The 26,172-nt window shown below is 44.9% G+C and carries 24 protein-coding genes; 18 read left to right on the top strand and 6 right to left on the bottom strand.

All coding sequences use genetic code 11. The features are described 5' to 3' along the window. Positions 1-12 precede the first annotated feature (12 nt). The 4 genes from BVG16_RS11740 to gndA all read left to right on the top strand — a co-directional run bounded on the left by BVG16_RS11740 (position 13) and on the right by gndA (position 4,668). Entirely contained in the window at positions 13-1,176 is a 1,164-nt protein-coding gene (locus BVG16_RS11740) for an ABC transporter permease (protein ID WP_078498866.1), read from the top strand. Then, on the top strand, positions 1,169-2,317 hold the full coding sequence (locus tag BVG16_RS11745; protein WP_078498867.1) for an ABC transporter permease: 1,149 nt from the start codon (positions 1,169-1,171) through the stop codon (positions 2,315-2,317). Before BVG16_RS11740 ends, BVG16_RS11745 begins: the two co-directional genes overlap by 8 nt. A 197-nt stretch (positions 2,318-2,514) precedes the next feature. After that, entirely contained in the window at positions 2,515-3,111 is a 597-nt protein-coding gene (locus BVG16_RS11750) for a hypothetical protein (RefSeq protein ID WP_078498868.1), read from the top strand. Between the two features lie 147 nt (positions 3,112-3,258). After that, on the top strand, positions 3,259-4,668 hold the full coding sequence (gene gndA / locus BVG16_RS11755) for an NADP-dependent phosphogluconate dehydrogenase (protein ID WP_078498869.1): 1,410 nt from the start codon (positions 3,259-3,261) through the stop codon (positions 4,666-4,668). A gap of 10 nt (positions 4,669-4,678) precedes the next feature. Here the strand turns inward: gndA and BVG16_RS11760 are convergent, their stop codons facing one another. Then, the gene (locus tag BVG16_RS11760; RefSeq protein ID WP_078498870.1) at positions 4,679-4,981 is read right to left on the bottom strand and encodes a hypothetical protein; all 303 of its coding nucleotides are present in this window, start codon (positions 4,979-4,981) and stop codon (positions 4,679-4,681) included. Between the two features lie 175 nt (positions 4,982-5,156). Between BVG16_RS11760 and BVG16_RS11765 the strand changes: the two genes are divergently transcribed. After that, the gene (locus tag BVG16_RS11765; RefSeq protein WP_233147007.1) at positions 5,157-5,675 is read left to right on the top strand and encodes a shikimate kinase; all 519 of its coding nucleotides are present in this window, start codon (positions 5,157-5,159) and stop codon (positions 5,673-5,675) included. Positions 5,676-5,682: 7 nt separating this feature from the next. Here the strand turns inward: BVG16_RS11765 and BVG16_RS11770 are convergent, their stop codons facing one another. Then, positions 5,683-5,982 carry a rhodanese-like domain-containing protein gene (locus tag BVG16_RS11770; protein WP_078498872.1) on the bottom strand — a complete coding sequence of 100 codons (300 nt, stop codon included), beginning with the start codon at positions 5,980-5,982 and terminating at the stop codon, positions 5,683-5,685. 69 nt (positions 5,983-6,051) lie between these two features. On the opposite strand from BVG16_RS11770, the gene aroA reads away from it, so the two are divergent. Genes aroA through BVG16_RS11795 form a run of 5 tightly spaced genes read left to right on the top strand, consistent with a single transcriptional unit; the run spans position 6,052 to position 13,181 of the window. Then, positions 6,052-7,341 (top strand): 3-phosphoshikimate 1-carboxyvinyltransferase, encoded by a 1,290-nt coding sequence (gene aroA, locus BVG16_RS11775; RefSeq protein ID WP_078498873.1) that lies wholly within the window; start codon positions 6,052-6,054, stop codon positions 7,339-7,341. A gap of 31 nt (positions 7,342-7,372) precedes the next feature. Further along, complete coding sequence (locus BVG16_RS11780) at positions 7,373-7,804, top strand: CoA-binding protein (RefSeq protein ID WP_078498874.1); 432 nt, start codon at positions 7,373-7,375, stop codon at positions 7,802-7,804. A gap of 42 nt (positions 7,805-7,846) precedes the next feature. Next, complete coding sequence (locus tag BVG16_RS11785; protein WP_078498875.1) at positions 7,847-9,733, top strand: glucose PTS transporter subunit IIA; 1,887 nt, start codon at positions 7,847-7,849, stop codon at positions 9,731-9,733. After that, positions 9,730-11,451 carry a phosphoenolpyruvate--protein phosphotransferase gene (gene ptsP / locus BVG16_RS11790; RefSeq protein WP_078498876.1) on the top strand — a complete coding sequence of 574 codons (1,722 nt, stop codon included), beginning with the start codon at positions 9,730-9,732 and terminating at the stop codon, positions 11,449-11,451. Before BVG16_RS11785 ends, ptsP begins: the two co-directional genes overlap by 4 nt. Before the next feature lie 35 nt (positions 11,452-11,486). Next, positions 11,487-13,181: a glycoside hydrolase family 13 protein gene (locus BVG16_RS11795; RefSeq protein ID WP_078498877.1), complete on the top strand. Its 1,695-nt coding sequence runs from the start codon at positions 11,487-11,489 to the stop codon at positions 13,179-13,181. 51 nt (positions 13,182-13,232) lie between these two features. On the opposite strand, the gene BVG16_RS11800 is transcribed toward BVG16_RS11795, so the two are convergent. Further along, on the bottom strand, positions 13,233-13,754 hold the full coding sequence (locus BVG16_RS11800) for a type 1 glutamine amidotransferase domain-containing protein (protein ID WP_078498878.1): 522 nt from the start codon (positions 13,752-13,754) through the stop codon (positions 13,233-13,235). A gap of 285 nt (positions 13,755-14,039) precedes the next feature. On the opposite strand from BVG16_RS11800, the gene BVG16_RS11805 reads away from it, so the two are divergent. The 3 genes from BVG16_RS11805 to BVG16_RS11815 all read left to right on the top strand — a co-directional run bounded on the left by BVG16_RS11805 (position 14,040) and on the right by BVG16_RS11815 (position 16,289). Next, on the top strand, positions 14,040-14,447 hold the full coding sequence (locus BVG16_RS11805; protein WP_144027358.1) for a hypothetical protein: 408 nt from the start codon (positions 14,040-14,042) through the stop codon (positions 14,445-14,447). 100 nt (positions 14,448-14,547) lie between these two features. After that, the gene (gene ccpA, locus BVG16_RS11810; protein ID WP_078498880.1) at positions 14,548-15,558 is read left to right on the top strand and encodes a catabolite control protein A; all 1,011 of its coding nucleotides are present in this window, start codon (positions 14,548-14,550) and stop codon (positions 15,556-15,558) included. Between the two features lie 29 nt (positions 15,559-15,587). Further along, the gene (locus tag BVG16_RS11815; RefSeq protein WP_078498881.1) at positions 15,588-16,289 is read left to right on the top strand and encodes a 5'-methylthioadenosine/adenosylhomocysteine nucleosidase; all 702 of its coding nucleotides are present in this window, start codon (positions 15,588-15,590) and stop codon (positions 16,287-16,289) included. 15 nt (positions 16,290-16,304) lie between these two features. Here the strand turns inward: BVG16_RS11815 and BVG16_RS11820 are convergent, their stop codons facing one another. Both BVG16_RS11820 and BVG16_RS11825 read right to left on the bottom strand, forming a co-directional pair. Next, positions 16,305-17,483 carry an acetoin utilization protein AcuC gene (locus BVG16_RS11820; protein ID WP_078498882.1) on the bottom strand — a complete coding sequence of 393 codons (1,179 nt, stop codon included), beginning with the start codon at positions 17,481-17,483 and terminating at the stop codon, positions 16,305-16,307. 36 nt (positions 17,484-17,519) lie between these two features. Then, a complete protein-coding gene (locus BVG16_RS11825) occupies positions 17,520-18,152 on the bottom strand; it encodes a GNAT family N-acetyltransferase (RefSeq protein WP_078499104.1) in 633 nt (210 codons plus the stop codon). A gap of 290 nt (positions 18,153-18,442) precedes the next feature. Between BVG16_RS11825 and acsA the strand changes: the two genes are divergently transcribed. The 4 genes from acsA (at position 18,443) to BVG16_RS11845 (ending at position 23,709) form a co-directional block, all read left to right on the top strand. After that, positions 18,443-20,167 carry an acetate--CoA ligase gene (gene acsA / locus BVG16_RS11830; RefSeq protein WP_078498883.1) on the top strand — a complete coding sequence of 575 codons (1,725 nt, stop codon included), beginning with the start codon at positions 18,443-18,445 and terminating at the stop codon, positions 20,165-20,167. Positions 20,168-20,396: 229 nt separating this feature from the next. Continuing rightward, complete coding sequence (locus BVG16_RS11835) at positions 20,397-21,824, top strand: ABC transporter substrate-binding protein (protein WP_078498884.1); 1,428 nt, start codon at positions 20,397-20,399, stop codon at positions 21,822-21,824. A 132-nt stretch (positions 21,825-21,956) separates the two neighbouring features. After that, positions 21,957-22,850, top strand: a complete 894-nt coding sequence (locus BVG16_RS11840) for a carbohydrate ABC transporter permease (protein ID WP_198957459.1) — start codon at positions 21,957-21,959, stop codon at positions 22,848-22,850. Between the two features lie 10 nt (positions 22,851-22,860). After that, the gene (locus BVG16_RS11845; RefSeq protein ID WP_078498886.1) at positions 22,861-23,709 is read left to right on the top strand and encodes a carbohydrate ABC transporter permease; all 849 of its coding nucleotides are present in this window, start codon (positions 22,861-22,863) and stop codon (positions 23,707-23,709) included. A gap of 95 nt (positions 23,710-23,804) precedes the next feature. Here BVG16_RS11845 and BVG16_RS11850 read toward each other — a convergent pair whose 3' ends face one another. Then, complete coding sequence (locus tag BVG16_RS11850) at positions 23,805-25,091, bottom strand: hemolysin family protein (RefSeq protein WP_078498887.1); 1,287 nt, start codon at positions 25,089-25,091, stop codon at positions 23,805-23,807. 260 nt (positions 25,092-25,351) lie between these two features. Between BVG16_RS11850 and BVG16_RS11855 the strand changes: the two genes are divergently transcribed. After that, complete coding sequence (locus tag BVG16_RS11855) at positions 25,352-26,137, top strand: DUF1836 domain-containing protein (RefSeq protein WP_078498888.1); 786 nt, start codon at positions 25,352-25,354, stop codon at positions 26,135-26,137. The last annotated feature ends 35 nt before the right edge of the window (positions 26,138-26,172 follow it).

A 26,172-nucleotide genomic window follows, 5' to 3' on the forward strand; every position in this document is an offset into this window, starting at 1 on the left:
GAGGTCGGACGAATGAAAAACATATGGCACGTGATGAGAAATGAATTGCTTCAAATTACACGAATGAGATCCGTCCTATTGATTCTCTTTATTATGCCGCTGCTATTAATTTTTGTCCTTGGTTCGGCCTTGTCCAGTCAGTTTAAAGCCGAAGATTATGTGCCAGCTCCAGCTAAACTCGCGGTTTTCAATGAAGATTCGGGGCAAATGAAGGCGCCGCTTCAGCAATTTTTCGCGAACGATCAAGTTCGTGAAATTCTTCAAGTGACAGAGGTTCAGTCTGAGGAAGAAATGAATGAAAGAATCGAATTGAATGAAGTCGACGGCGGGCTTGTCATTCCAGCCTCTTTTTCGAAGCATATTATGAGCGGAGCATCTTCGGAATGGACCTATTATGGAGGATCGAACACCAGCGCGAATGACACGATCAAAATATTGCTGCAAAAGTTCACGGATCAGGCTACCCAAACCCAGGCCGCAGTTATGGTTCTTGGACCCCAAGCAGCAGCTGTCTCGGCTCCCGTAGACAGAACGAGTCAGGTTGTGCAAGGGACGCTGCAGGATAACCTTTACAATGCAAGCGCAATGGAATATTACGCCGGTTCCATGTTAATCATGTTCCTATTATTTAGCGGCATGTCAGCAGCTATTGGTCTGCAGAAGGAACGGGAGAACAAGACGTTACAGCGTATCATGGTTGCACCTGTCACTGTCGCGCAGGCGCTCCTTGGAAAATTGCTGGGTGTCGCCGTGTTGTCCATGATTCAATGCAGCGTCATTATTATCTTTACATGGGTTGTTTATGGCGTGAACTGGGGTGAGCACCTTGGTGCCATTGCGATCATCTGCCTGTGCACGATCGTAGCGGCGATCAGTCTTGCGGCCATTCTGGCTGTTCTATTCAAAAGTAGTAAGGCTGTTGAATCGGTGTATTCCAGTCTCGTGACCATTATGACGTTCTTAAGCGGCGGGATGATAGTATTCGTTGGAGATCAAATGCAGACGGTGGGACAATTTACATTAAATTACTGGGCAGCGGGAGCCATTCTTCGCTTTATGTTGAACGTGGATACGAGCACAGCCTGGAATAATCTATATGTCTTAATTGGTATCGCAGTTGCACTGATGGCCGGGGCCATGCTGATCTCTAGAAGGGTGGTAACATTACATGAATAGCATCTATATCGCAGGGTTATTTATCCGAAGAATGTTAGGCTCTCCCAAATCTATCCTTAGCCGTCTTGTGATTCCTGTCATCGTGATATCTGCCATTATTGGGTTGACGGCTACGATGACGTCAGGTGATGCGAAGATCGCCTATCTGAATGAAGACCAAGGAACATTCGGTCAGCATGTTCTGACGGGCTTGGCGAAGGAACATGTGGAATTGATCCCTGTAACGGATATGGAATCCTTGAAACAACAAGTCGTTGGACATCAAGTCAATGGAGCCATCAGAATTCCTAATTCATTCTCTTCATCGGTATCTGCGCGTCAGGACGCTAGCATTGAAGTGTATGGTTTAAATCAATCTAAAGAGATAGTCATGCTCACCATGAACATCGATGCTCAAATTCAACGTTTGGAACAAAGCGTGCTTCAGATTTCCCAAGCCACACAAGCGGGTGATTCGGCCCAGCTCCTTGAGCAATTGTTGGTTCAACAGGAGAAGCCTGCCATCAAGTTGGTAGAACATGAAGGAACCCTGAACATGAATCCCTTCTTTAATTCCATTGTTGGAATCATGCTGATGTTCCTGATGTTCTCGAGCAACGGTGGGATTTATACGATCATGGAGGACCGGACGAATCGTACGATGCAACGAATGTTTACGGCGCCGGTTCGGGCTTGGGAGATTACGTTAGGGAACTTTCTCGGGAGTGTAGCCATAGGTACGATCCAGATTAGCGTGATTCTCCTGTTTACGCGTTATATCCTTGGATTTGATTATAATCATATTCCGCTCTGGGTATTGTTCATTATTTTAGAATTATTCTTGTTCGCAGCACTCGGTATATCTAGCGCCGTTGCAGGTTTGGTCCGAGATGTGAAAAGTCTTAGCAATATCAATACTCTGATCGTAACGCCAACCTGTATGCTTGGAGGCTGCTTCTGGCCCGTGTCGATCATGCCTGATTTCATGCAGAAGCTCGCGAACTTTGTTCCGCAAAAGTGGGCCATCGATGCGATTCTGAAGTTAGCAGATGGGCATAGCTTGCGAACCATCGGCTTGCACATGGTCATCCTGCTTATGTTTGCCGTGCTGCTGTTATCCATTGGGGCCGTCATTCTTCGCCCCTCCCAAAAGGCAGCATAACCCATAACTTGATCTAAAAGCCCCCTTCAAGGGGCTTTTATTCATGATTAGATCAGAATCAGGCGTAAAAATAGTCAATAAACCAAGTTACCGAAACATAAAATAACGTATAAGATATGGTAAATCATTGATTTGTCAGCAAATTTGCGAACAATGATCTGCCTCGTCATTCACGTATCAGGAAGGGAGGAATTGCCATGAACAAGAGCTATGAAGTGGAATATTGCAATTTGGAGTTACGATTTGATCGAAGATATATCCAAAATCTGATTCGCGATTTGATTCATGAAGGCTACTCCTTGTATTGGAGTGAGAATGAGTCGTTATTTATTATCTCGGTTCGAACGGGGCGCAAGTTAGTGAAGCTCAAATTTCAACGGATTCATAACCGGTACAAAATTGTAGGAAATTACACGATCAAGGATGAGAAACTGGCTGAATTTATGGAACGACTCATTGGCGATACGCGCGGTCATGCTGTTGTCAAACGATTTAAAGACCGTCAAATCCTCATTGAAAGCATCCTATTTGGGGAACTTATATTACTGGTGGAGGTTTCCGGCGTGGATCACCGTATTATTTTCCAGAAGCGACCGCTTGTGACCACCGAAGAGATGATACGAGCCTTTCAATCCAAACGTGCGGAGGAACGCATTGGCGTGCTTCGAATGGAGCTTGATTATGAGTTAGCGAATCTATATGAAGCATTGGAACGCAAGGATGAGAAAGGGATTGATCAATGCAAGGAAAAGCTGCTCGTTCTGCGCAGTGAAATGCTGCAATTAGAGTGCTAAAACCGGCAGTGGGTATCATGGACACCTCACGGTTGTTGGGGTGTTTTTGATGCGGAATAGGTTAGGGGTTCACTTCTGTATATAAAAAGAGTAAAATAGGTATATTGAGAAAATCTACATATATAAAGGTAAAGGGTGGAAAACCAAATGTCTAAACAACAAATCGGTGTTATCGGTTTGGCGGTTATGGGGAAAAACCTCGCGCTAAACATTGAAAGCAGAGGCTTTACTGTATCCGTCTTTAATCGTTCCAGAGAGAAAACTGACGATCTGATTCAAGAAGCTCAAGGCAAGAACTTAGTTGGTACTTATTCCATTGAAGAATTCGTGCAATCCCTTGAAACACCTCGTAAGATTTTAATTATGGTACAAGCAGGTAACGCGACTGACGCGACAATTGAACAACTTGTTCCACACCTAGACAAAGGTGACATCATTATTGATGGCGGTAACGCATACTTCCCTGATACCCAACGTCGCAGCAAAGATTTGGAAGCCAAAGGGTTCCGGTTCATCGGTACGGGCGTATCCGGCGGTGAAGAGGGCGCTTTGAAAGGTCCAGCAATTATGCCAGGCGGACAAGAGAGTGCTTACCAATTGGTTGAGCCTATTTTGACTGCAATCTCTGCAAAAGTAGACGGCGATCCTTGTTGTACATACATCGGACCGGATGGTGCAGGTCACTACGTGAAGATGGTTCATAACGGTATCGAATATGGCGATATGCAATTGATCTGTGAAGCTTATGATCTGTTGAAAAATGTTCTGAACGTTAACGCAGAAGAATTACATGAGATCTTCTCGGATTGGAATAAAGGCGAGTTAGACAGCTACCTTATCGAGATTACTGCAGATATCTTCTCTAAATATGATCCAGATACGAACAAACCCATGGTTGATGTGATTCTTGACTCCGCAGGCCAAAAAGGTACAGGAAAATGGACAAGCCAAAGTGCGCTTGATCTCGGCGTTCCTTTGTCGATGATTACGGAGTCTGTATTCTCCCGTTTCCTTTCTGCAATGAAAGAAGAACGTGTTCATGCAAGCAAATTGCTGAACGGACCCAAAACTTCGAAATTTGACGGCGATCGCGCTGCATTTATCGAGAATGTACGTAAAGCATTGTTCACAAGTAAAATCGTATCCTATGCTCAAGGCTTCGCACAAATGCGCGCTGCTTCCGATGAATATGGCTGGGATTTGAAATATGGCAACATTGCCATGATCTTCCGCGGGGGTTGTATCATTCGTTCCCGTTTCTTGCAAAACATTAAAGATGCGTATGATCGCGATGCAGGTCTTAAGAACTTGCTACTTGATCCATACTTCAAAGATATCGTTGACAACTACCAAGATGCGTGGAGACAAGTGGTTGCTGCCGCTGTGGCGAATGGGGTTCCGGTTCCAGGCATGTCCAGTGCTTTAGCTTATTATGACAGCTACCGTACCGAAAGATTGCCAGCGAACTTGCTTCAAGCACAACGTGATTACTTCGGCGCACATACGTTCAAACGTGTGGATAAAGAAGGAACATTCCACTTTAACTGGATGGATTAATATTTTCCGATTAACGCTGCTTCGAGTAAATACCGTGCACAGCTTCCATCAATTGTTGACGGAGCTGATTGATTTCTTGATCGTACACCGTACGTCGATGAATTAAGAGCATGGCAACCTCGGCGAAATATTGGAAATTGAGTAAAAGACGTGGCTGTGACAGATCCAATAAATTCGGGTCTTCATCAGCCACTCTTTTTTTAATCAGCTCCAATACATAAATAATATCTTCTCTGCAAAGGGAATGGTTCGGATCAAAAATGCGGTCTAACCGTTGATTGACGGCTTGTGTGTTGGAAATAGCCTCGGACATAAGTGAGTTTCACTCCTAGTTCAAATATTTGAAAATAGTATACTATCATCTTTACGAAAAACACCCCTATTTTATACATCCTTTTACATGTTGCAAATGTAATCTTTCTATAAAATGTGATATGATATGGGAGGTTTTAGTTCACAGAAGATATGGCAAAAGAGGTGCTCATTCGTTGGAAAGTCCGAAAAACCGCAATATTATTCTTATTGGATTTATGGGAACTGGAAAATCTACAGTAGGTCAAGCGATTGCTGAAACCTTAAATTATCAATTTGTAGATACCGATGCGTTAGTAGAAAAGAAGGCAGGATGTGCGATTTCCGAGATTTTTGCATCGCAGGGGGAAGCACATTTTCGTCAATTAGAGCATGAAGTGATCAAGGAAATACTACAAAATGAACGATTAGTTGTGTCAACGGGCGGAGGTTCGGTGCTTCGGGAAGATAATTGCGCTGTGATGCTGGCGAATGGGCAAGTTATTGCGTTAACGGCCGATACAGATCATATTATTCAACGTGTGTCGCAAGATCCGAATCGACCGTTATTGCAAGGAAATGTAGAAGAACGAGTACACACCTTAATGGCTCAGCGCAAAGATGCATATCAATTTGCGGATGTGACAATCGATACAACAGGGGTTCCTGTTGAGAACATTGTTCGGACCATCCATGAACATCATATGAAGAAGTGAAATTGGATTATAACTGACTCCAGGCGAGCATGCCGCCTTCCATATTCTTAAGACCTTGGATACCTAACTGCGTCATATATTCGCAAGCCCGTTCGCTGCGGTAACCGCTGCGGCAGATCATAATGATTTCGCCGGTTTGTTCGATTTCCTCCAAGCGCTCCGGGATTTGACCAAGAGGAATATGGATTGCACCGGGAATCATGCCTAGGGCAACTTCTTCGGGTTCGCGTACATCTATCATGTTTAATGATTCACCGCGTTCCAGTCTTGCTTTTATTTCTTCAGGTTGTATTTGTTCAATTTCCATACCGTAAACCCCCAATTCATAAACAAACTAAGCCTTATTTTAACATATATTATTGAAGGAGAGAATCTAATGGATGTAATTGTGACGCCAACCCCCCGTCTTGAGGGAGATATTCAAGCTTTATCATCAAAAAATTATACGACGCGCTACTTGCTTGTTGCCGCGCTTGCGAATGGGACAAGTACGATCCATTATCCTGCGCATAGTGAAGATAGTGATGCGATGCGCCGTTGTATCCGTGATCTCGGTGCGATCATCGAAGAAGATGACAAGAAAATCGTAATTACGGGCTTTGGCAATCATCCCAAAGATATCCGTGAATTGAATGTAGGGAACGCGGGTGCGGTATTGCGCTTTCTGATGGCTATCGCTTCGCTATGTCCCGATGTAACTTTCGTGAACACGTACCCCGATTCACTTGGCAAACGCCCGCATGACGATTTGATTGACTCCTTACAACAATTAGGCGTAGTTATTGAACATCAGGAAGGAAAACTGCCGATTACGATTCGTGGGGGACAACCGAAAGGTGGTAAAATTACGGTATCTGGAAATGTAAGCTCGCAGTTCCTTAGTGCACTGCTATTCCTTACACCGATGCTTGAAGAAGATAGTGAGATTGAAGTACTGCATGACTTGAAATCCAAAGTCGTTGTAGGTCAAACGCTCGAAGTTTTAGAACAAGCTGGTATTATTATCCATGCTAGTGAAGATCTTATGCACTACAAAGTGCCTGGACGCCAGCACTACCAAGCCAAAGAATATATTGTTCAAGGGGATTACCCTGGATCAGCGGCCGTTCTTGCTGCTGCAGCTGTGACGAATTCCGATGTAAAAATTCATCGTTTAGCAGAGAATAGTAAACAGGGCGAACGGGCCATCGTCGATGTACTACGCATGATGGAAGTACCGCTTACGCATGAGCATGATATTGTACATGTGCAAGGGAACCAACGCTTAAAGGCGCTCGAATTTGATGGCGATGCTGCAACAGATGCGGTTCTTGCGATGGTAGCTGCGGCAGTGTTCGCAGAAGGGACCTCTCGATTCTATAATGTAGAGAACTTGCGCTACAAAGAATGTGATCGTATTACAGATTATTTGAACGAGCTTCGCAAAGCAGGTGCAAATGTGGAAGAGCGTCAAGCGGAGATCATCGTGCATGGCCGTCCAGAAGGTGTGGAAGGCGGAGTCGAGATCAATGCCCATTACGATCACCGCGTCATCATGGCTTTATCTGTTGTCGGTTTGCGGGCGAAAGCGCCGCTTCGTATTAAAGATGCCCACCATGTGGCGAAATCGTATCCGATCTTTTTTGATCATATGAAATCCATTGGTGCGCAAATCGAATGGGTCTAAGAAAGTCAACTATTCTGGAGGTGCTTGAAGTATGTCATTTGAAAATCCTTCACGGGAAGAAATTCGTGAAATTCTTCGTCAGTCCCAAGTCATTGCTGTCGTAGGTCTCTCGGATAAGCCGGACCGGACATCCTATATGGTGTCTGAAGCCATGCAGAAAAAGGGGTATCGGATTATTCCCGTAAACCCTGCTGTTTCAGATTCGACGATCTTGGGAGAAAAGGTTTATGCATCACTCCAAGATATCAGAGAGAAAGTGGACATTGTGAACGTGTTTCGTCGCAGCGAGTTCTGTGAGCCCGTAGCCGAGGAAGCTGTAACTATCGGAGCCAAAGTACTTTGGTTGCAATTAGGAATTCTCAATGTTACTGCGGCAAACATCGCGTCTCGCGGCGGATTGCAAGTGATCATGGACCGTTGCATTAAAGTAGAGGATTCAATCTTATTGCCGAATGGCAAATAACAGCGAATGGGATCAACCCGGAGCTTGAGGGGAGGTTTAAGCATGAGTGCGCTAGGAACATTACAACAGTTTGGGCGTGCAATAATGCTGCCAACCGTTGTTCTTCCTGTTGCATCCTTGATGTTGTTTCTCGGAAGCTTTCCTTGGGATCCGATCGGCCTGGAGTCGGTCGGACACATCTTGACGGTGGCTGGAAGTACAATTTTTACGTTTTTGCCTTATATTTTTGCGGTAGGGGTAGCCTTGGGCCTCGGTAATAATGACGGGACGGCAGCAATCGCTGCTTTGATCGGGATTTTTATCGTGGACCAGGTTACATCTTATTTTAGTTCGACACCGATGGAGCCTAGTATTCTCGTCGGTATTTTAATTGGTATTCTTGCGGGATACATAACGAATAGGTACAAGCATATACAGCTTCCGGAATATATCCAATTCTTCGGCGGACCCCGGTTCGTGCTGCTGGTTATGTGCTTCAGTACCCTAATCTTCGCTGCGTTAATGACAATGATTGCTGAACCCTTAGAGCAGGGCGTCGTGGCATTAGGAAAGTTTCTATTGTCGCTTGGAGGCATTGGTGTCTTTCTATTTGGCGTCATGCAACGTGTGCTGGTCGTTGTTGGGCTCCATCATATTCTGAACAACGTATTCTTCTTCCAGGTGGGTTCATTTGAGACAACGGCAGGGCAGATTGTGCATGGGGATTTACCGCGTTTCTTTGCGGGAGATCCAACGGCGGGTCAATTCATGACCGGGTTGTATCCACTGACGATGTTTGCTATCCCTGCCATTGCATTTGCCATTATTCAGGAAGCACGTGAAGATCTGAAGCCGAAAGTGAAAAAGATGTTTCTGATGTCCGCGTTTGTCAGCTTTTTGACCGGGATTACAGAACCGATTGAATTCGCTTTCCTATTCGTTGCACCTTATCTATTTGTCGTGCATGCACTCATTTCAGGATTTACCATGTGGTTATGCAGTTATTTGGATATTCACTTAGGCGTTTCCTTCTCCGGCGGCGCGATTGATTTCGTGCTGAGCAGTCACTTAGGGCGGAACCAATGGCTTCTCATCCCGATGGGATTAGCACTTGGATTAATCTATTATAATTTGTTCAGGTTCGCAATTAATAAATACAGGATACCCACGCCAGGACGCGAAGAGGGTTCCGTGCTCGATGATTGGGCAGGAAGTATACCTTATCGTGCACCACTCATTCTGCAAGCGCTTGGCGGCAAAGAGAATATCGTCCAAATGGAAGCCTGCGTAACGCGCTTGCGATTGTCTGTCAAGAATGATCGGTTAATTGATCGGAGAGCACTGCGATTGCTAGGTTCAGCAGGGATGATTCGTCTCGGCGGCGGGGCTGTTCAAGTTGTCTTCGGGACTTACTCCGATATGATTCGTGCGGAAATTATGAAGGTATTGAATAAAGATGTGGATCAGGTGCTATTCCATGCGCCAATGCAAGGCAAAATGATTCCGCTGGATGAAGTGCCGGATCATATATTCGCGAAGAGATTGGTAGGCAACGGCGTGGCATTCATTCCCGATAAGGGGGAGATGGTTGCACCGCTTGCAGGCGAGATTATGACCATTTACCCGACGCAGCATGCGATTGGCATCGTAACTGCAGAAGGATTGAATGTATTAATCCATCTGGGAATTGATACATCCTCACTAAATGGGTATGGCATTACGGTACTGGTAAAAGAAGGAGACCACGTGGAAGCGGGTCAACTGTTAATGAAATTCGATCTGGAGTATGTGAAGAAGCATGCAGCGTCGATCGTCACGCCGATGGTGATTACCAACTCCGAAATTGTTAGATCATGGAGCTTCGCGCCGTACAAACCGGTGAAAAAAGGACAGGCTTCCGTCATGTCCGTAGTATTAAATGATAGGAATGTTGGAGGGAATGCAGAATGATACAGGGTATCGGCGCTTCATCAGGGATCGCAATTGGAAAAGCCTTTGTACTCCCGACGTGGGAATGGGATTTGCCTGATCAGCGGATAGATTCCATCGATTTAGCGAAAGAATTTGAGAGACTGTATGAAGGGGTTCGTACCTCCAAAAATGAGATAGAGTTTTTGAAGCAGGAGTTCCGGGAAGTCGTGGGACCTGATCAATCATCCATTTTTGATGCGCATTTGGCGATTTTGGAAGATCCGGTGTTCATGAGTGAAATTCAAGGGATTATTGAACGTCAATACACGGCCGCTGAGGTCGCTGTCAAAGAAGCGATTGATCATTTTGTCAAAATGTTCGACCTGCTGGATGATGAATACATGAAAGAACGTGCGCTAGATATTAAAGATGTGGGCAATCGTTTACTTAAACATTTACTTGGGGCGCCGGAAATTACGCTGCCTTCCGACACGAATCCGTATTTGCTGGTGGCCAAGGAATTATCGCCTTCCCAACTCGCGAATCTGAACCAGAACTATGTCTTAGGGATTGCCACCCTTCAAGGCGGGAGAACATCGCATTCTGCCATTATGGCGCGTGCGCTGGGCATTCCATTCGTCCTTGGGCTTGAAGGCAAGCTGGATGATCCGATCCAGACGGGCGATATGCTTGTGATTGACGGCGGTGATGGTACAGTCTTTGTCAACCCTGCAGAAGAAGTATTGCTCGAATACACGCAGCTGCGCGATGAGCAGACGGAGAAGAAGAGTAAGCTGCGTCAGCTGGCGAATGTTCCGGCTGTCACGGTAGATGGCACGGAAATGCGTCTTCAAGCGAATATCAGCTCGTTAAAAGAGTTGAATGTGGCTTTGTCGCATGGTGCTTGCGGTGTGGGATTGTTTCGAACGGAATTTCTGTATATGGACCGTCAACATTTTCCGGAAGAAGAAGAGCAATTCGACGTCTATCGAGAAGTCGCCGAGAAGGTGGGCGCGAATCATGTTGTGATTCGTACACTGGATATTGGCGGCGATAAGCATTTGGATTATTTTGCGCTGCCTGAAGAAGATAATCCCTTTTTAGGTTACCGGGCGATACGGATCTGTCTAGACCGTAAAGAACTATTCAAGACGCAGCTGCGTGCGATTCTGCGTGCGAGCCATTACGGCAATGTGAAGATTATGTATCCGATGATCTCATCCTTGGATGAAGTTCGTGAAGCGAACGAGGTTTTGGCCGAAGCAAAGAGGGAGCTTGATCAGAAAGGGCTTCCTTATAATGCACAGATTCCCGTCGGCATCATGGTGGAAGTCCCTGCTGCCGTAACCATTGCGGATTTGCTGGCTGATGAAGTGGATTTCTTCAGTATTGGCACGAATGATTTGGTGCAATACGTGCTTGCCGTGGATCGAATGAACGAGCAAATTTCGCATATGTATAATCCGTTCCATCCTGCTATTCTAAGACTGCTCCGTATGACGGTGGAAGCTGCGAAAACGAAGGGAATACCGATCAGCGTGTGCGGCGAGTTGGCTGGTGATGAGCGGGCCTTAGCCCTTTGGGTCGCATTAGGGGTCCATGACCTTAGTATGTCCGCGCACTCTATTTTACATCTGAAGAGCCGTGTTCTGGAAATGCGGAAAACCGATTGTCTGGAACTGAAAGACAAATTATATCAATGCCGTACACATCGTGAGATTGAACAGTTACTTCATGAATTCGCCTTGCATAAATAATAGTATAGGTCTATTACGAAGGCGAGGGACAAACGCTGAGAAAAACATGGTGGAAAGAAAGTGTTGTGTATCAGATTTATCCTCGAAGTTTCATGGACAGCAATGGCGATGGAATCGGCGATTTACAGGGCATTATTCAAAAGTTAGACTATCTGCATGAGCTTGGAGTCGATGTGGTATGGCTATCACCCGTATATGCATCGCCGAACGATGATAACGGATATGATATTAGCGATTACCGCGCGATTCAGCCCGAATTTGGGACGATGGATGATTGGGAAGCTTTGTTAAGCGGTTTGCATCAGCGGGGAATGAAGCTCATGATGGATTTGGTCGTGAATCACACTTCGGATGAGCATGCGTGGTTTCAACAATCGCGATTGAGCAAAGATAATCCTTATCGGGCGTATTATTTCTGGCGGTCTGGTCAAGGCGGAAGAGAACCGAATAATTGGGTCTCCGTGTTCGGAGGCTCCGCCTGGCAGCATGACAAATGGACAGACGAATATTTTCTTCATCTTTTCAGCCAGAAGCAGCCGGATCTGAATTGGAATCATCCTAAAGTACGTCAAGAAATATACGAGATGATGGTGTGGTGGCTGGATAAAGGCGTAGATGGATTTCGGATGGATGTCATCAACTATATTTCCAAAGATGACTCGCTGCCTGGTATCCCCTCGTATGATGGCGGCTATGCTTGGGGCGGAGAATATTTTGCGAATGGGCCACGTATCCATGAGTTTTTGGAGGAAATGAATCGAGAAGTGCTCTCACGCTACGATATGATGACCGTAGGGGAGATGCCTGGCGTTACCGTGGATGAAGCTGCTGTATTTGCGAATGAGGCAGGGACAGCGCTGCAAATGGTGTTTCAATTCGATCATATGGATTTGGATGCGGGTCCTGGAGGGAAATGGGACGTACAACCCTTCTCACTGGCGAAGCTGAAGTCCTCCCTAAGTCATTGGCAGACGGGACTCGATGGCAGAGCATGGAACAGCTTGTATTTGAACAATCATGATCAGCCAAGAATGGTCTCGAGGTTTGGAAATGATACGGTCTATCGCAAAAAATCCGCGAAGATGCTTGCGACAGCGCTTCATATGCTGCAGGGCACACCCTTTATTTATCAAGGCGAGGAATTAGGCATGACCAACGTGAAATTCCCTTCGATTGATGACTATCGCGATATTGAAACCTTAAATATGTACCATCAACGAGTGATGGTCGATGGAGTAGATGCAGGGAAGGTTATGGCGAGTATTCATGCCAAAGGACGAGATAATGCCCGTACGCCGATGCAGTGGAGCAGCAAGACGCATGGCGGTTTTACTTCAGGAATCCCGTGGCTAAAGACCAATCCGAATTATGATGTTATCCATGCGGAAGAAGCATTGCGTGACCGTGACTCGGTCTTCTATTTCTATCAACGGCTTATTCAGCTTCGCAAACAGCACTCAATCATCGTATACGGTTCATGCCAAATCTACGATGAAGCACATCCGCATGTGTATGCCTATACACGCACATTCGAGGAAAACCAGTTATTTGTGGTATGTAACTTTTTTGATGTGTATACCGATATTTGGCTGCCAGAAGCCCTGAGAAATGCGTCAGACGTAAAGATATTGCTTACGAATGGTGATTCTCATGCGATCCATAATCAAGTCTCATGCGAACGTCTATCGTTACATCCGTACGATGCCGTGGTATATTATTACCCGCTGTAATCCGTAAAAAAAAGAGGTTGCCGAGAGATTCGGCAGCCTCTTTGATTTGTACTATTTAGCTAATGCATCGCAGAATGCTTTACCATAAGGTGGAAGATCCGGCGGGCGTCGTGCAGATACAATGTTGCCGTCTATAACGACATCTTCATCGATCCAAGTGGCTCCTGCATTTTCCATATCGTCCCGAATGCCCGGCGTAGAAGTAACCGTGCGCCCATTCAGAATCTTTGCAGAAATTAACACCCAGCCTGCGTGACAAATCTGACCGATCGGTTTGCCTGCGGCGTCCATTTCTTTCACGAGCTGAAGTACCTTATCGTAACGGCGAAGCTTGTCTGGTGCCCAACCGCCGGGAACGAGGATCCCGTCATAATCAGCACTATTTACCTCGCTGAAAGCTAATTCCGCGATAGCTGGCACGCCGTATTTTCCAATGTATTTTTTTCCTTTTTCAGGTCCAACCAAGTGGACAATTGCGCCTTCTTCACGCACGCGATAGATCGGATACCACAGTTCCAAATCCTCAAATTCCTCATCGACGAGTGCAATGACTTTTTTGCCTGCTAAACGCATAAAATCCCTCCTAAATACATGACCGTACAAGTCTTGAAACGTTTATGTGTGCATATAATCATCTTAAACTATTTCAAAAACTATGACAAATATCATAGCTAATTACCATTTTAACCATCAAATTTCCGTAAAAGACATTAATTACAACTAGTCAAATAGAAGGAGTTCTGCGAATATAGTCGAATAATAGCTTTTGAAACCGATCACAATTTTTGCAATGATTTTTTTAACTTACTTATAGGCGGGGTGGTCAGTGTGCACATGAATTGTGTGTGTGGACATGTCATGAATTTGTTGCTTAGAACGGTCATTTTTGCAAAACAAACAGAGATTCGCAATGTTCCCGTTTTTACCTGTCCGAATTGTTCTCGGAGTGAAGTGTTAAACTATGTAAAGAAGGATTTGACAGATCTGATCGCCAAGTACGGCAAAAATTCGACAGAAAAGCAATCCTTTCTTTTTCAAGAGTCGAATGACCTCGTGAATGTTCTATTTGAATTGTTCTCTAAAGGGAGCAAGTATGCACACATTGCTGAATTAGAAAAGATGCTGCAAGAACGGATTAATCAGTTATTAGATGTATTTTTATTAGCAAAGACGATGAATGATGTGGAATGGATGGAGGATGTCCAGAAGCGTTTGAAGCTATTGACAGGTTTTTCCGTTGGTGCTTATCGTTTAAATATGAATTAATTTTCAACGAGGTCACGTTGCGTAAAGTATGATTATGTCGTATCATTACATTAATATGTTGGATATGAACGAAAAACTTTAACGTTTGGAGAGAAGGATCGTGACTGTAACTATTTATGATGTAGCAAGAGAAGCAGGAGTATCTATGGCAACGGTTTCTCGGGTTGTCAATAATAATCCGAATGTGAAACCGCAAACCCGTAAGAAAGTATATGAAGCAATTGAACGTTTAGGTTACCGTCCGAATGCTGTAGCAAGAGGGTTAGCGAGCAAGAAAACGACAACGGTTGGCGTTGTCATTCCCGATATATCGAATTCCATCTTTGCAGAAATTGCACGAGGAATCGAAGATATTGCAAATATGTACCACTATAACATCATCCTTTGTAATGCGGATAAGAAGAAAGATAAAGAAATTCGCGTAATTAATACGTTGCTTGAGAAGCAAGTTGACGGCTTGTTATTTATGGGTGGCGCTGTAACGGATGAGCATATTCAAGCATTCCAGACGGCAGCGGTACCGATTGTCCTATGTGCGACCAAAGATGAGCATGGCGTCATCCCTTCGGTTGATATTGATCACGAGGGTGCTGCTTTTGATGCAGTAAGTACATTGATTCGTCATGGACACCGTGAGATTGCAATGATCAGCGGTACATTACAGGATCCTGCGAACGGCTACGCTCGTTTCCAAGGATACAAGCGCGCATTAGAGAGTGCTGGCATCACGTACCAAGAGGATCTAGTTCGTATCGGTAACTACCGTTATGAGTCCGGTGTGGAAGCGATGAAATATTTCTTAGGACTACGTCATAAACCGACAGCCATTTTTGCCGCTACAGATGAGATGGCGATTGGTGCCATTCACAGCATCCAAGATGCAGGCTTAAAGGTACCGGATGACTTCTCCGTGATCAGTGTGGATAATATCCGTATGGCTTCCATGGTTCGTCCATTGCTTACAACGGTTGCTCAACCGATGTATGATATCGGTGCGGTTGCGATGCGGTTGCTAACGAAGCTCATGAAGAAAGAGAACGTTGATAATGCGCATGTTATTTTGCCGCATGAGACGATCCTAAGATTATCTGTAAGTCACGTAAATTCATAAGATTTGGAATAAGGACGGGGAAAGAATAGATGTCGTATCAGAAAATTGGGCTCATCGGCGCGATGAACGAAGAGATCGAGTTATTGCTTGCAGATATGCAGCATAATCAGCGCTCAGATCGAGCTGGTATTACCTTCTATGAAGGGAACTTTCATGGGAAAGAGGTTGTTCTCTGTAGATCTGGCGTGGGGAAAGTGAACGCAGCGGTGACAACTCAAATTTTAATTGATGCGTATGGTGTAGATTGTATCTTGTTTACGGGCGTTGCAGGGGCTCTTCATCCCGAGTTGAATATTGGGGATATCGTCGTGTCTACATCCTGCATGCAGCATGATATGGACGTATCAGCGTTAGGTTTTGCACGCGGCGTCATTCCGTATCAAGAGCAATCAGAATTTCTTGCGGCACCCGATTTGGTGGAGAAAGCGGAAGCGGCATGCCAACGACTGTTCGACGGACGTTATCGATTAGGTAAAGTGTTATCCGGGGATCAATTCGTGGCAAGCCGTGAACTTGTTCGTGAGCTTCACGAGTCCATGAATGGGATATGTACAGAGATGGAAGGCGCGGCCGTTGCACAAGTGTGTAACATGAACGGAACCCCGTTTGTTGTTATTCGTTCGATGTCTGATCGGGCCGATGGTTCCGCACATGTGAATTTTGGTGAGTTTACGGTTCAAGCTGCGAAGCATTCATATCAGATTATTGATGATGTGCTCAGTCATATCTAACGCATCACCAGTTCATTAAGGGATATACTGAAGAGCAACATCGACCATTTTGCGGTTATTACTTGAAATTTCCGAACGCCTCGGCATCGGTTCCCAATCGGTTAGATTATCTAGCCAGGTTGCAGGAATCGTGACCGGGGCTTTTTGCTGCCATCGTTCCATCCAAGCTTCAGGAAGCGGTAAGAGGGGGTCGTGATCCAATTGCTTCAGCAAGGGGTGATCCGTCATTTCAAGCCAGAGCAGGCTCCATGCCCGCGGAACGACACGCCAAATATCATAACCTCCGCCGCCCAGCGCGACCCAACGCCCTTCGCAGTATTGATGGGCGAGCTGATGAATGATTGCGGGCATCGCTTTATAAATCCGCATACTGCATTGTTGATGAGAGAGCGGATCATACGCATGTGCATCGCAACCGTGCTGACTTACGATGATGTCCGGTTTGAACATGGCTGTTACACGTTGAATCGTTTCTTGGAAGCAATCCAGCCAGGAGTCATCCTCTGTGAAGGGTTCCATCGGGATATTATAACAAGTGCCGAACCCGTCAGATTCACCGCGTTCATGAACAAACCCTGTTCCTGGGAATAGAAATTTACCTGTCTCATGAATGGAGTAGGTGCAGACTTGCGGGTCTGTGTAGAATGACCATTGGACTCCGTCGCCATGATGGACATCCGTATCGATATACAGCACACGTGCATGATAATGCTGCCGGAGATAAGCAATGGCCACCGATGCATCATTATAGACACAGAAACCTGAGCCTCGATTGGATAAGGCGTGGTGCAATCCGCCGCCAAGATGCAGCGCATGTAGACTTTGTCCAGACATAACAGTATCAACGGCCGTAATAGACCCTCCTACAATCGTGGAGGTAACCGCATGCATTTCTTTAAAGTAAGGTGTGTCTTCACTGGTAAACCCGTAGATTTCGGCTTTATCCAGCCATTGCTGCTTCGGGTGGTCTACACTTAACCCTTTTACGGTATGAATATAAGAGGGTTGATGAATGGTGAGGAGCTCGTCCTCTGTGGCGCGCCGCGCTTGTAACATTTGGGCCGGAAGAAGGGCCTCGATTTCCGTAAGCAAGTCGTAGGTGAGTTCCAATCGTTTCTGGTTAAAAGGATGATCTTCATTGAATCGGTACTTTAATTCATCATCATGATGAATGAACATTGCATTAATAGACATGCGATTGTGGTACCCCCTACTATTTGCCCTTACAATTTAATACATGAAGCGCTGTTGAAAGCGTACGCGATCGAACTGCTGCTCGGATGCAAGCGGCACATCTTTTCCAATGCGAACCATGAGGCAATTGGCGGGATGAGAGCAGATCTCAGGATCATCTGTTGCATACCAAATCATACCCACAGATTCCATTAATTTCTCCATCATTTTTCGATAATCCCATACACTAAGTTTATTACCATCGAGATCCCAATGCCAATAGTACTCTGTCGTGAATACGATATAATTTTCCAATTGATCTTCTTCAAACGCCGTTTGGATCATTTTTTTGCCCAGCCCGTAAGAACGGTAGGATTTGGCGACCTCTACGGCGCCTAACTCGATTAAATCCTGCATTTGCCCCTGTGACCAGCGTTCCATCTCATCCGCGTAGTGGAAGGTGACGTAGCCAACGATCGTGTTCTCTGCGCGGGCGATAATAATTCGTCCTTCGGGTAATTCAGCGATTTCTATTAAGGCTTCATGCTGTTCCTTTGGCCTTCGAAATGCGTGCAGGTCGGGATGCATCTCAAGTGTCCTTAGCACGTCAGGACGTACGGGACCTTCAATAACCAGTACTTGGTCCTGATGTTGGAGGATATGAGCATGATAAATCTTCCGATGTTCCACGGACACAACTCCTTTCATCATCTCCTCTCACTTATAACATGGAAACGAATCTTTGAAAAGGAATAGGCGAATGAACTTTGGTATGATATAATAAATTTTGCCATAAAATATACAAATTTTTCTTCTTGACATCACGAACTACATACGTTGTAACATCGTTCATCCCTTGCAGTGACAGTAAGGATTTTCAAAGTTTAAGCGCTCCTATTTCATAGGTTTGTAAGCGCTAACGCTGTCACCCAAGGGAAACTATATTTATTTTGAGAGAAATATAATGGGAGGATGAAACAATGGGAAACGTGCAAGGCGAAATTATCGAGGTTGTGGCTACGAAATCGAATATGAACAGTTATGAGGAAACTTATGAACAGTTCAAATGGGAAGAGGTCGAGAAGAACTTCTCCTGGTTTACAACGGGAAAAGTGAACATGGCACATGAAGCGATCGATCGTCATGTGGAGAATGGGCTGGGTGCTAAAATTGCTCTGCACTACAGCGATGCGACACGCGATGAGTCGTACAGCTTCTCGGACATGAAAGCGAAGTCCAATCAGTTCGCGAATGTATTACGCAAGTATGGGGTTGAAAAAGGCGAGCGAGTGTTCATCTTCATGCCCCGTACACCTGAGCTCTATTTTAGCTTGATTGGGTCTCTTAAAGTAGGTGCCGTAGTTGGACCTTTGTTCGAAGCATTTATGGAGACAGCTGTAAAAGACCGGTTGGAAGATAGTGCGGCGATAGCCGTGGTGACAACGCCTGCGCTTCTATCTCGCGTACCGCGCGAGCAACTGCCTGACTTGAAGCATGTGATTCTGGTAGGTCAGGATATTGAAGCAGGGGATGGCATCATTGATTTCCATGCCGAGATGTCAGAGGCATCTGAGGACGCTGAAGTAGAATGGCTGGATCGTGAAGATGGTCTTATTATTCACTATACCTCGGGCTCAACAGGCAAGCCGAAAGGCGTGTTCCATGCGCATAATGCCATGATGCAACATTACTTCACAGGTAAAATTGTATTAGATCTTCAAGAAGATGATATATATTGGTGTACGGCAGACCCAGGTTGGGTTACGGGGACATCCTATGGCATTTTTGCACCATGGTTGAATGGAGCCACCAATGTGGTTCGCGGAGGCCGATTCAGTCCACAAGATTGGTATAATACGATTCAAAAATATAAAATTACGGTCTGGTACAGCGCGCCGACAGCTTTCCGTATGCTGATGGGTGCAGGGGACGACGTCATCGCTCAATTCGACTTATCCAGCTTGCGTCATGTGCTTTCGGTCGGGGAACCCTTAAACCCTGAAGTTGTTCGTTGGGGGATGAAAGTGTACAACCAGCGTATTCATGACACATGGTGGATGACGGAGACAGGGGGACAATTAATCTGTAATTACCCAAGCATGCCTGTAAAACCAGGTTCGATGGGACGTCCGATCCCAGGTGTTGAGGCCGCAATCTTGGATGATAACGGGAATGTACTTCCTCCCTATCGGATGGGGAACCTGGCGATCAAAACACCATGGCCGTCCATGATGCGTAAGATTTGGAATAACCCTGCGAAGTATGCGGAGTACTTCCGGCTAGAAGGTTGGTATGTGTCCGGAGACTCAGCTTACATGGATGAGGACGGTTATTTCTGGTTCCAAGGGCGTGTAGATGATGTAATTAATACCTCCGGGGAGCGTGTAGGCCCATTTGAAGTGGAGAGTAAACTCGTTGAGCATCCTGCCGTTGCAGAAGCGGGTGTTATCGGCAAGCCTGATCCGATGCGCGGAGAAGTGATCAAAGCATTTATTTCGCTTCGTGAGGGTTTTACACCGTCAGAAGAGCTTAAAGCTGACATTGCGAAGTTTGTAAAAGAAGGTTTATCTGCCCATGCGGCACCTCGTGAAATCGAATTTAAAGACAAATTGCCGAAGACGCGTTCCGGTAAAATTATGCGTCGTGTTCTTAAAGCGTGGGAGTTGAACTTACCTACAGGCGACCTGTCTACCATAGAAGACTAAATTTCACAAGGTATTAAATCACTAAACTTGCAAATAATGTATTGACAAATTTATGAAATAAGCAGTATGATTTTGTTAACAAAATAACCGCAGGTCATAACATGTTACCGTTTAGGGCATTCGTTATGAAGCAAAGTTGAGTTTGAACAATGCTTCTATACGTATGCCCTTTTTGTATGACTTAGTCTGTTATATTTTGTAATAATTAGCAAAAGAGAGGGGTTTTAAGATGAAATTGAAATGGGGCAAATCACTCACGCTTCTCCTCATCACGGCACTTTTGCTCATGTTAGCCGCAGGCTGCGGATCGAAGTCGGAGACCAAAACGGATACACCGGCAACGACCACCGAAACGCCAAAGACAGATACGAAGACAGATACGAAGACAGATACGAAGACAGACACCAAGACGGATACAACAACGACGCCGGCGGAAGCTGCAGGTCCTGAATTAGAAGGCGATTTCGAGGTTCAATATTTTGTAGGCGGTTACGGAGACGGATTCTGGAAAGAGGCGATTGCCGATTTCAGTAAAAAGTATCCAAAATTGAAAATTAAAGAATCTGCGGGTCCGAAAATCAATGATCAAATGAAACCGCGTTGGATCCAAGGCAGCCCACCTGACTTTGTATACATTGATGGTGCAGGCGCGAATGCAACGCAAATGGTGAAAGATGATCAGTTACTTGACCTTACGGACTGGTTAGAAACAGCGAAGAACGAAGATGGCAAGTTAATTAAAGACTTGCTGATCATGCAACCGGTGAAATATGACGGCAAGATTGCTCCAATTCCGTTCGTATTCGGTACATGGGGTATCTTCTACGATAAAGCAGAATTCGCGAAAAATAGCTGGGCAGAACCTAAGAACTGGGATGAATTCCTAGCTGTTTCGAAGCAAATTAAAGATTCCGGCAAAATGTATCCGTTCATTCATACCGGTAAATATCCGTACTATATCAACGGCGGTTTAGTGGATACAGCAGTCGTGGTGAACAACAATTATGACGGTTCCATTCTAGACAAAATGCAAGCGCTTGAGCCAGGTATTTTTAAATCAGAGCCCGTGAAAAAAGCGCTTGACCAAGTAAAACAATTGGTTGACGCAGGGTTTATCGATCCAGCTTCTGCTGCAATCAACCATACGGATTCTCAATCCTTGTTCTTGCAGCATAAAGATGCGTTCATCCCGAACGGTCTATGGGTAGAGAACGAGATGAAGAAGGACGTTCCTAAAGGCTTTGATTTTGGTTTCATCCCATCCGTCACACAACCAGCTGGCGGTAAATTCGTAGCTATTCCATACACTTCTACCGTAGGTGTTGCGAAAAAAGCGAAAAACCCTGAAGCAGCAAAAGCGTTTATGCAGTTTATTTTGACTGAGAAATATGCAGTACGTTGGGCAGAGTTAACGGGCGCATTGGATAATATCAAAGCAGATTTGAGCGCTTCGGATAAAGTTAGCAGCTTGTCCAAACAAGCGAGCGGCTACTATAACTCTCCAGATACGGTTGTAGCTCCTTACATCGAATTAAATGCAGACGTAGATAAAGTGAAGCAAGATTCTACCCAAGCACTCGCGAACGGCAAAATCACGCCAGAAGAGTGGATGAACCGGATGGAAGCAGCGGCTGAGAAATCCCGCGGCAAAAAGTAATAAGCACAGAACGTCATGAGGGCTAAAGCCCTCATGACGTTTATTAACAAAGAGTAGACCTATGGGGTGATAACCGTGAACAATGCTCCATCGATAGACCACGCAGTGGGTAAACCCAAAGCGGGTAAAGGAATGAACTGGAAAACAAAGCGAAAGCTTTTCATTTTTGTATTTACGGTACCAACCTTGTTGTTTTTCTGCTTATTTATGATTTATCCCATTATTCAAGGCCTGTATATTAGCTTGTTTGATTGGTCTGGAGGATCTGAGACCAAATCGTTTATTGGGTTTGACAATTACAAGGAGATGTTGAACGACCCGATTTTAGGCCATGCCATATACAATGACTATTTTCTTGTATTCTGGAAAGTCATTGGCATCGTCGGCCTAGGTGTCTTTTTTGCGGTAGCTCTCACGAGATTCCGTATGAAAGGTTCAGGCTTTTTCCGACAAGTATTCTTTATACCGAACATCTTATCGGTTGTCGTCATCGGTGTCTTGTGGAACTATATTTATAATCCGAGTATCGGATTTCTAAATTCATTCTTATCGTTATTTACCGAGAAGAAAGTAGAAATCTCCTACTTGGGTGATGAGGCTTACGCGATGTGGTCACTCTTGCCGCCGGCGATATGGGCTGGTGTCGGATTTGTTATGATCCTTCTGATTGCATCGATCCTTAGCATTCCAACAGAATTGTATGAAGCAGGAAACTTGGACGGTGCTACGCAGTGGCAGCAGTTCGTAAGGATTACGATGCCATTGACGTGGGAACAGATTAAAGTCTCCATTTTGTGGGTTGTTATGACGACATTGAACGGATCTTTCGTCATTGTGTGGATTATGACCGAGGGCGGACCGGATAACGCAACGCAAGTCATGGGGTCTTATCTCTATCAAATGGGCTTCAGGCAGTATCACATGGGTTATGCTTCAGCTATTGGGGCGTTAATCTTGATATTATCCTTGATTACGACACTTGCATTACAACGAATCATGCGACGTGATACGTATGAGATGAGTTAGGAGGGTGCCAATGCATAAAAAATCGGCTGGTTCTGTCGTACTTAGTGCAATCTTCTATGTCATATTAATCCTTTGGGCGCTCTGCGTACTGTATCCTTTAGTATGGTCCGTGTTTGGTTCCCTCAAAGACAATCAACAGTTCTTGTTGAAAATGCCATGGAGTTTGCCAGAATTCCCGTTGTTATGGGAAAATTTCTCTAACGTTTGGGTTAATTATCAAGTGGGTACATACTTTATGAACTCGCTGCTTGTTACAACGCTTAGTACCCTGTTGGCTCTATTATTAGCATCGACGACGGCCTATACAATTGCTCGATTCCGATTTATCGGGAACCAAGTTTTGTATAACCTGTATCTTGCTTCGATGATGATTCCAATGATACTCGGGTTGATTCCATTATTCTTCTTGCTATCGGACATGCAATTAAGTAATACCTTGTTAGGATTAATTCTGGTGTACACGGCGATGAATATTTCATTCGGTGTCTTTGTACTTACCGGGTTCTTTAGGACCTTACCGAAGGAATTAGATGAGTCAGCATCCATAGATGGAGCATCAGATTACGGGGTGTTCTTCCGGATTATGCTTCCACTTGCTAGACCTGGTTTGATTTCAGTTGGGATTATGAATGTACTGAGCATTTGGAATGAGTATGTAATGGGTACCGTCCTCGTGAATGATCCATCGAAGTATACCCTTCCCATTGGGATTGCTGTCATGCAAGCGGAGATGCAGTATCGCACCGAGTGGGGGCCATTATTTGCCGGCTTGCTCTTATCCATTATCCCGGTATTGATCATCTATTTCATCTTCCAACGCCAGATTACGAGCGGTATGATTGCTGGGGCCGTGAAGTAATGTAGAGCTGTGTTAAGCGAAAACAGGAGTTATATCCTACAAAGCAAAGAGCCTGTCATGGGATGACGGGCTCTTTTAGGTTTGCTTGGAAAGGATTACATTTTTTTGACTTCTACTTTCCGAATCCGGTGTTTACTTGTTTTCCGAATGATAAAGTGGAGGTCCTGATAGGTCCATTCGCCACCCTTTGCTAACTCTGGTTGCTGCTCATACAGCCAACCGCCAATGGAATCAATATGGTCGCTTTCGATATCTGCATGCAATAGATCATTCATTTGGGATAGCGGAACGGTTCCGTCCAGAATATAGTGGTTATCTTGAATTTTCTCAATGTCAGGTTGCTCTTCGGCATCGAATTCATCTCGGATTTCTCCGACGATTTCTTCTAGAATGTCTTCGATCGTAATCATACCGGATGTACCGCCATATTCATCGACGAGGATGGCGATATGTGTGCTTTCCTGCTGCATCCGTTTCAACAAGGTTTTGATCGGCATGGCTTCAGAGACGGTCAAGACAGGATGGAGCATGTTCGTGATACGCATCTCATCTTCACATAGATCCTTATGGATAATGAACTGTTTGGTGTGAATCATCCCGACCACATTATCTTTGCTTCCTGAGATGACGGGGAAGCGAGTATATTGCTCTTCTTGAATGACCTTAAGATGCTCTTGCATCGTTTTGTCTGCATCTAGACATATCATATCGGTACGAGGCACCATGATTTCACGGGCAAGCAGATTGTCAAAAGCAAAGATACGGCTAACATAACCATATTCCGTCGTATTAATTTTACCGCTCTCATAGCTCTCCGACAGGATGATTTGTAGTTCTTGCTCGGAGTGGGCTTCTTCATGCTCTGTAGCAGGCTTTAGACCGAATAGACGAACAATCCCGTTGGCAGAACCGTTAAACAGCCAAATTAAAGGGTACATGGCCTTGTAGAAGTAAATAATAGGTTTGGCCGTAAATAGACTGATCATCTCTGCTTTATGGATGGCAAAGGTTTTAGGTGCGAGTTCTCCTAATACGACGTGTAAATACGTTACGAGAAGAAAGGCAACGATGAACGATATAATGGAAGCGGCCTGATCTGGAATAGCTAGTTGAACGAATAATGGATGTAACATGATCTCGATCGTGGGCTCACCTAACCAACCAAGTCCTAGGGCTGTAATTGTTATGCCAAGCTGACAGGCGGACAAATATCCGTCAAGGTGCGTTGTAACTTGCTTTACGGCTAAGGCATTCTTACGACCCTCTAACACCATCTGATCGACACGGCTCGGGCGAAGTTTAATGATCGCAAATTCAGTTGCAACGAAAAAGGCGGTTGCGATAATAAGAATTGCGACAAGAAATAGGTTGAGAATAGGCATCTGATTCTCTATAGTCTCCTTTGTGGTTCTTTTTAAAGTTTTATGACAAGTTCTTATGAACTTATTACATGAACTAATTATATTAGCTTCTTCACCGTTATACAAAGTCTAAATTCGGTGATTTTTGACCTGAATCAGGCGTAATCTGATCAACATGGGGGTGTAAGTAGGTTGATTCGTTTATTATTTCACGCTTTGACAAAATAACGCCAAAGTCTTAAGATAAGTTCATATGAACTTATGATAAAGAGGGGATTCCTATGGAGCTTTTTTATTTAACACGCAATCAAATGTCTGAGCTATTAAACGGTGTCGCGGAACCCCATTTAAAATCACCGTTAACGATTCTTCAGTGTGCTTGGGCCAAGACGCATCCGGCGGAGAAAATGAAAGGGAACATGCTCGGCGCCGTCATCAGTACTTCATTACCGCCGATATTTGAGAAAATGATCAAAATGTCTCATCGTGATCCTGGTTTTTCGTTAAATGAGATCATCGCCCTGGGGAATCAAATCGAATATTCACATTATTCGATTACGTCCGTGCAAAACTGGGTGAAGCGTGATTTTAAAGATCTAATTCAGTCCCCGGCACATGGCAAAAAATACTCATTGGATCAAGCGGCCTTAATCTTTATGATTGATGATCTCAAAGCGACGTTGGATTTTGAATCTATTCGCAAATTGTTAGCTATCGTATTCTTGAACCCGCAAGCGGAGGAAGAGGCGAATTTGAACGGGATACGCCCCTTGCAAATTTATACGGCTTATACGTCGATCTTTGAAGAGCTGGATCAGAATAATGATCAGGTATTGGATTTATCGGGACATGAGAGCGGCAAACGCAATCAAGACCATATCCTCGAGAACCTTATTAAACAGAAAGCTGACGAGTATGCAGCAGGGTTAGAACAGGTCTCAGATCGAGAGCGAGAAGCGATCAGCAATCTCATCTTCATTGCGATGCTGTCTGTTCAGACTTCATATTTTCAATCGATGGCCAAACGGTTTTTCAACGCAACCTTATTTTTGCAAAATATGAGTTAAAAAAAACGCCCAGTGCACGATGACGTGCATACTAG

Origin of the sequence: Paenibacillus selenitireducens, from assembly GCF_002021565.1 — a bacterium.
GTDB lineage: Bacteria > Bacillota > Bacilli > Paenibacillales > Paenibacillaceae > Paenibacillus_K > Paenibacillus_K selenitireducens.

Excerpts from the sequence above, each read along its gene's own strand:
- BVG16_RS11740 (WP_078498866.1), top strand. The coding sequence starts at position 13 with ATGAAAAACATATGGCACGTGATGAGAAATGAATTGCTTCAAATTACA.
- BVG16_RS11745 (WP_078498867.1), top strand. The coding sequence starts at position 1,169 with ATGAATAGCATCTATATCGCAGGGTTATTTATCCGAAGAATGTTAGGC.
- BVG16_RS11750 (WP_078498868.1), top strand. The coding sequence starts at position 2,515 with ATGAACAAGAGCTATGAAGTGGAATATTGCAATTTGGAGTTACGATTT.
- gndA (WP_078498869.1), top strand. The coding sequence starts at position 3,259 with ATGTCTAAACAACAAATCGGTGTTATCGGTTTGGCGGTTATGGGGAAA.
- BVG16_RS11760 (WP_078498870.1), bottom strand. The coding sequence starts at position 4,981 with ATGTCCGAGGCTATTTCCAACACACAAGCCGTCAATCAACGGTTAGAC.
- BVG16_RS11770 (WP_078498872.1), bottom strand. The coding sequence starts at position 5,982 with ATGGAAATTGAACAAATACAACCTGAAGAAATAAAAGCAAGACTGGAA.
- aroA (WP_078498873.1), top strand. The coding sequence starts at position 6,052 with ATGGATGTAATTGTGACGCCAACCCCCCGTCTTGAGGGAGATATTCAA.
- BVG16_RS11780 (WP_078498874.1), top strand. The coding sequence starts at position 7,373 with ATGTCATTTGAAAATCCTTCACGGGAAGAAATTCGTGAAATTCTTCGT.
- BVG16_RS11785 (WP_078498875.1), top strand. The coding sequence starts at position 7,847 with ATGAGTGCGCTAGGAACATTACAACAGTTTGGGCGTGCAATAATGCTG.
- ptsP (WP_078498876.1), top strand. The coding sequence starts at position 9,730 with ATGATACAGGGTATCGGCGCTTCATCAGGGATCGCAATTGGAAAAGCC.
- BVG16_RS11800 (WP_078498878.1), bottom strand. The coding sequence starts at position 13,754 with ATGCGTTTAGCAGGCAAAAAAGTCATTGCACTCGTCGATGAGGAATTT.
- BVG16_RS11805 (WP_144027358.1), top strand. The coding sequence starts at position 14,040 with ATGAATTTGTTGCTTAGAACGGTCATTTTTGCAAAACAAACAGAGATT.
- BVG16_RS11815 (WP_078498881.1), top strand. The coding sequence starts at position 15,588 with ATGTCGTATCAGAAAATTGGGCTCATCGGCGCGATGAACGAAGAGATC.
- BVG16_RS11820 (WP_078498882.1), bottom strand. The coding sequence starts at position 17,483 with ATGTCTATTAATGCAATGTTCATTCATCATGATGATGAATTAAAGTAC.
- acsA (WP_078498883.1), top strand. The coding sequence starts at position 18,443 with ATGGGAAACGTGCAAGGCGAAATTATCGAGGTTGTGGCTACGAAATCG.
- BVG16_RS11835 (WP_078498884.1), top strand. The coding sequence starts at position 20,397 with ATGAAATTGAAATGGGGCAAATCACTCACGCTTCTCCTCATCACGGCA.
- BVG16_RS11840 (WP_198957459.1), top strand. The coding sequence starts at position 21,957 with ATGAACTGGAAAACAAAGCGAAAGCTTTTCATTTTTGTATTTACGGTA.
- BVG16_RS11845 (WP_078498886.1), top strand. The coding sequence starts at position 22,861 with ATGCATAAAAAATCGGCTGGTTCTGTCGTACTTAGTGCAATCTTCTAT.
- BVG16_RS11850 (WP_078498887.1), bottom strand. The coding sequence starts at position 25,091 with ATGCCTATTCTCAACCTATTTCTTGTCGCAATTCTTATTATCGCAACC.
- BVG16_RS11855 (WP_078498888.1), top strand. The coding sequence starts at position 25,352 with ATGGAGCTTTTTTATTTAACACGCAATCAAATGTCTGAGCTATTAAAC.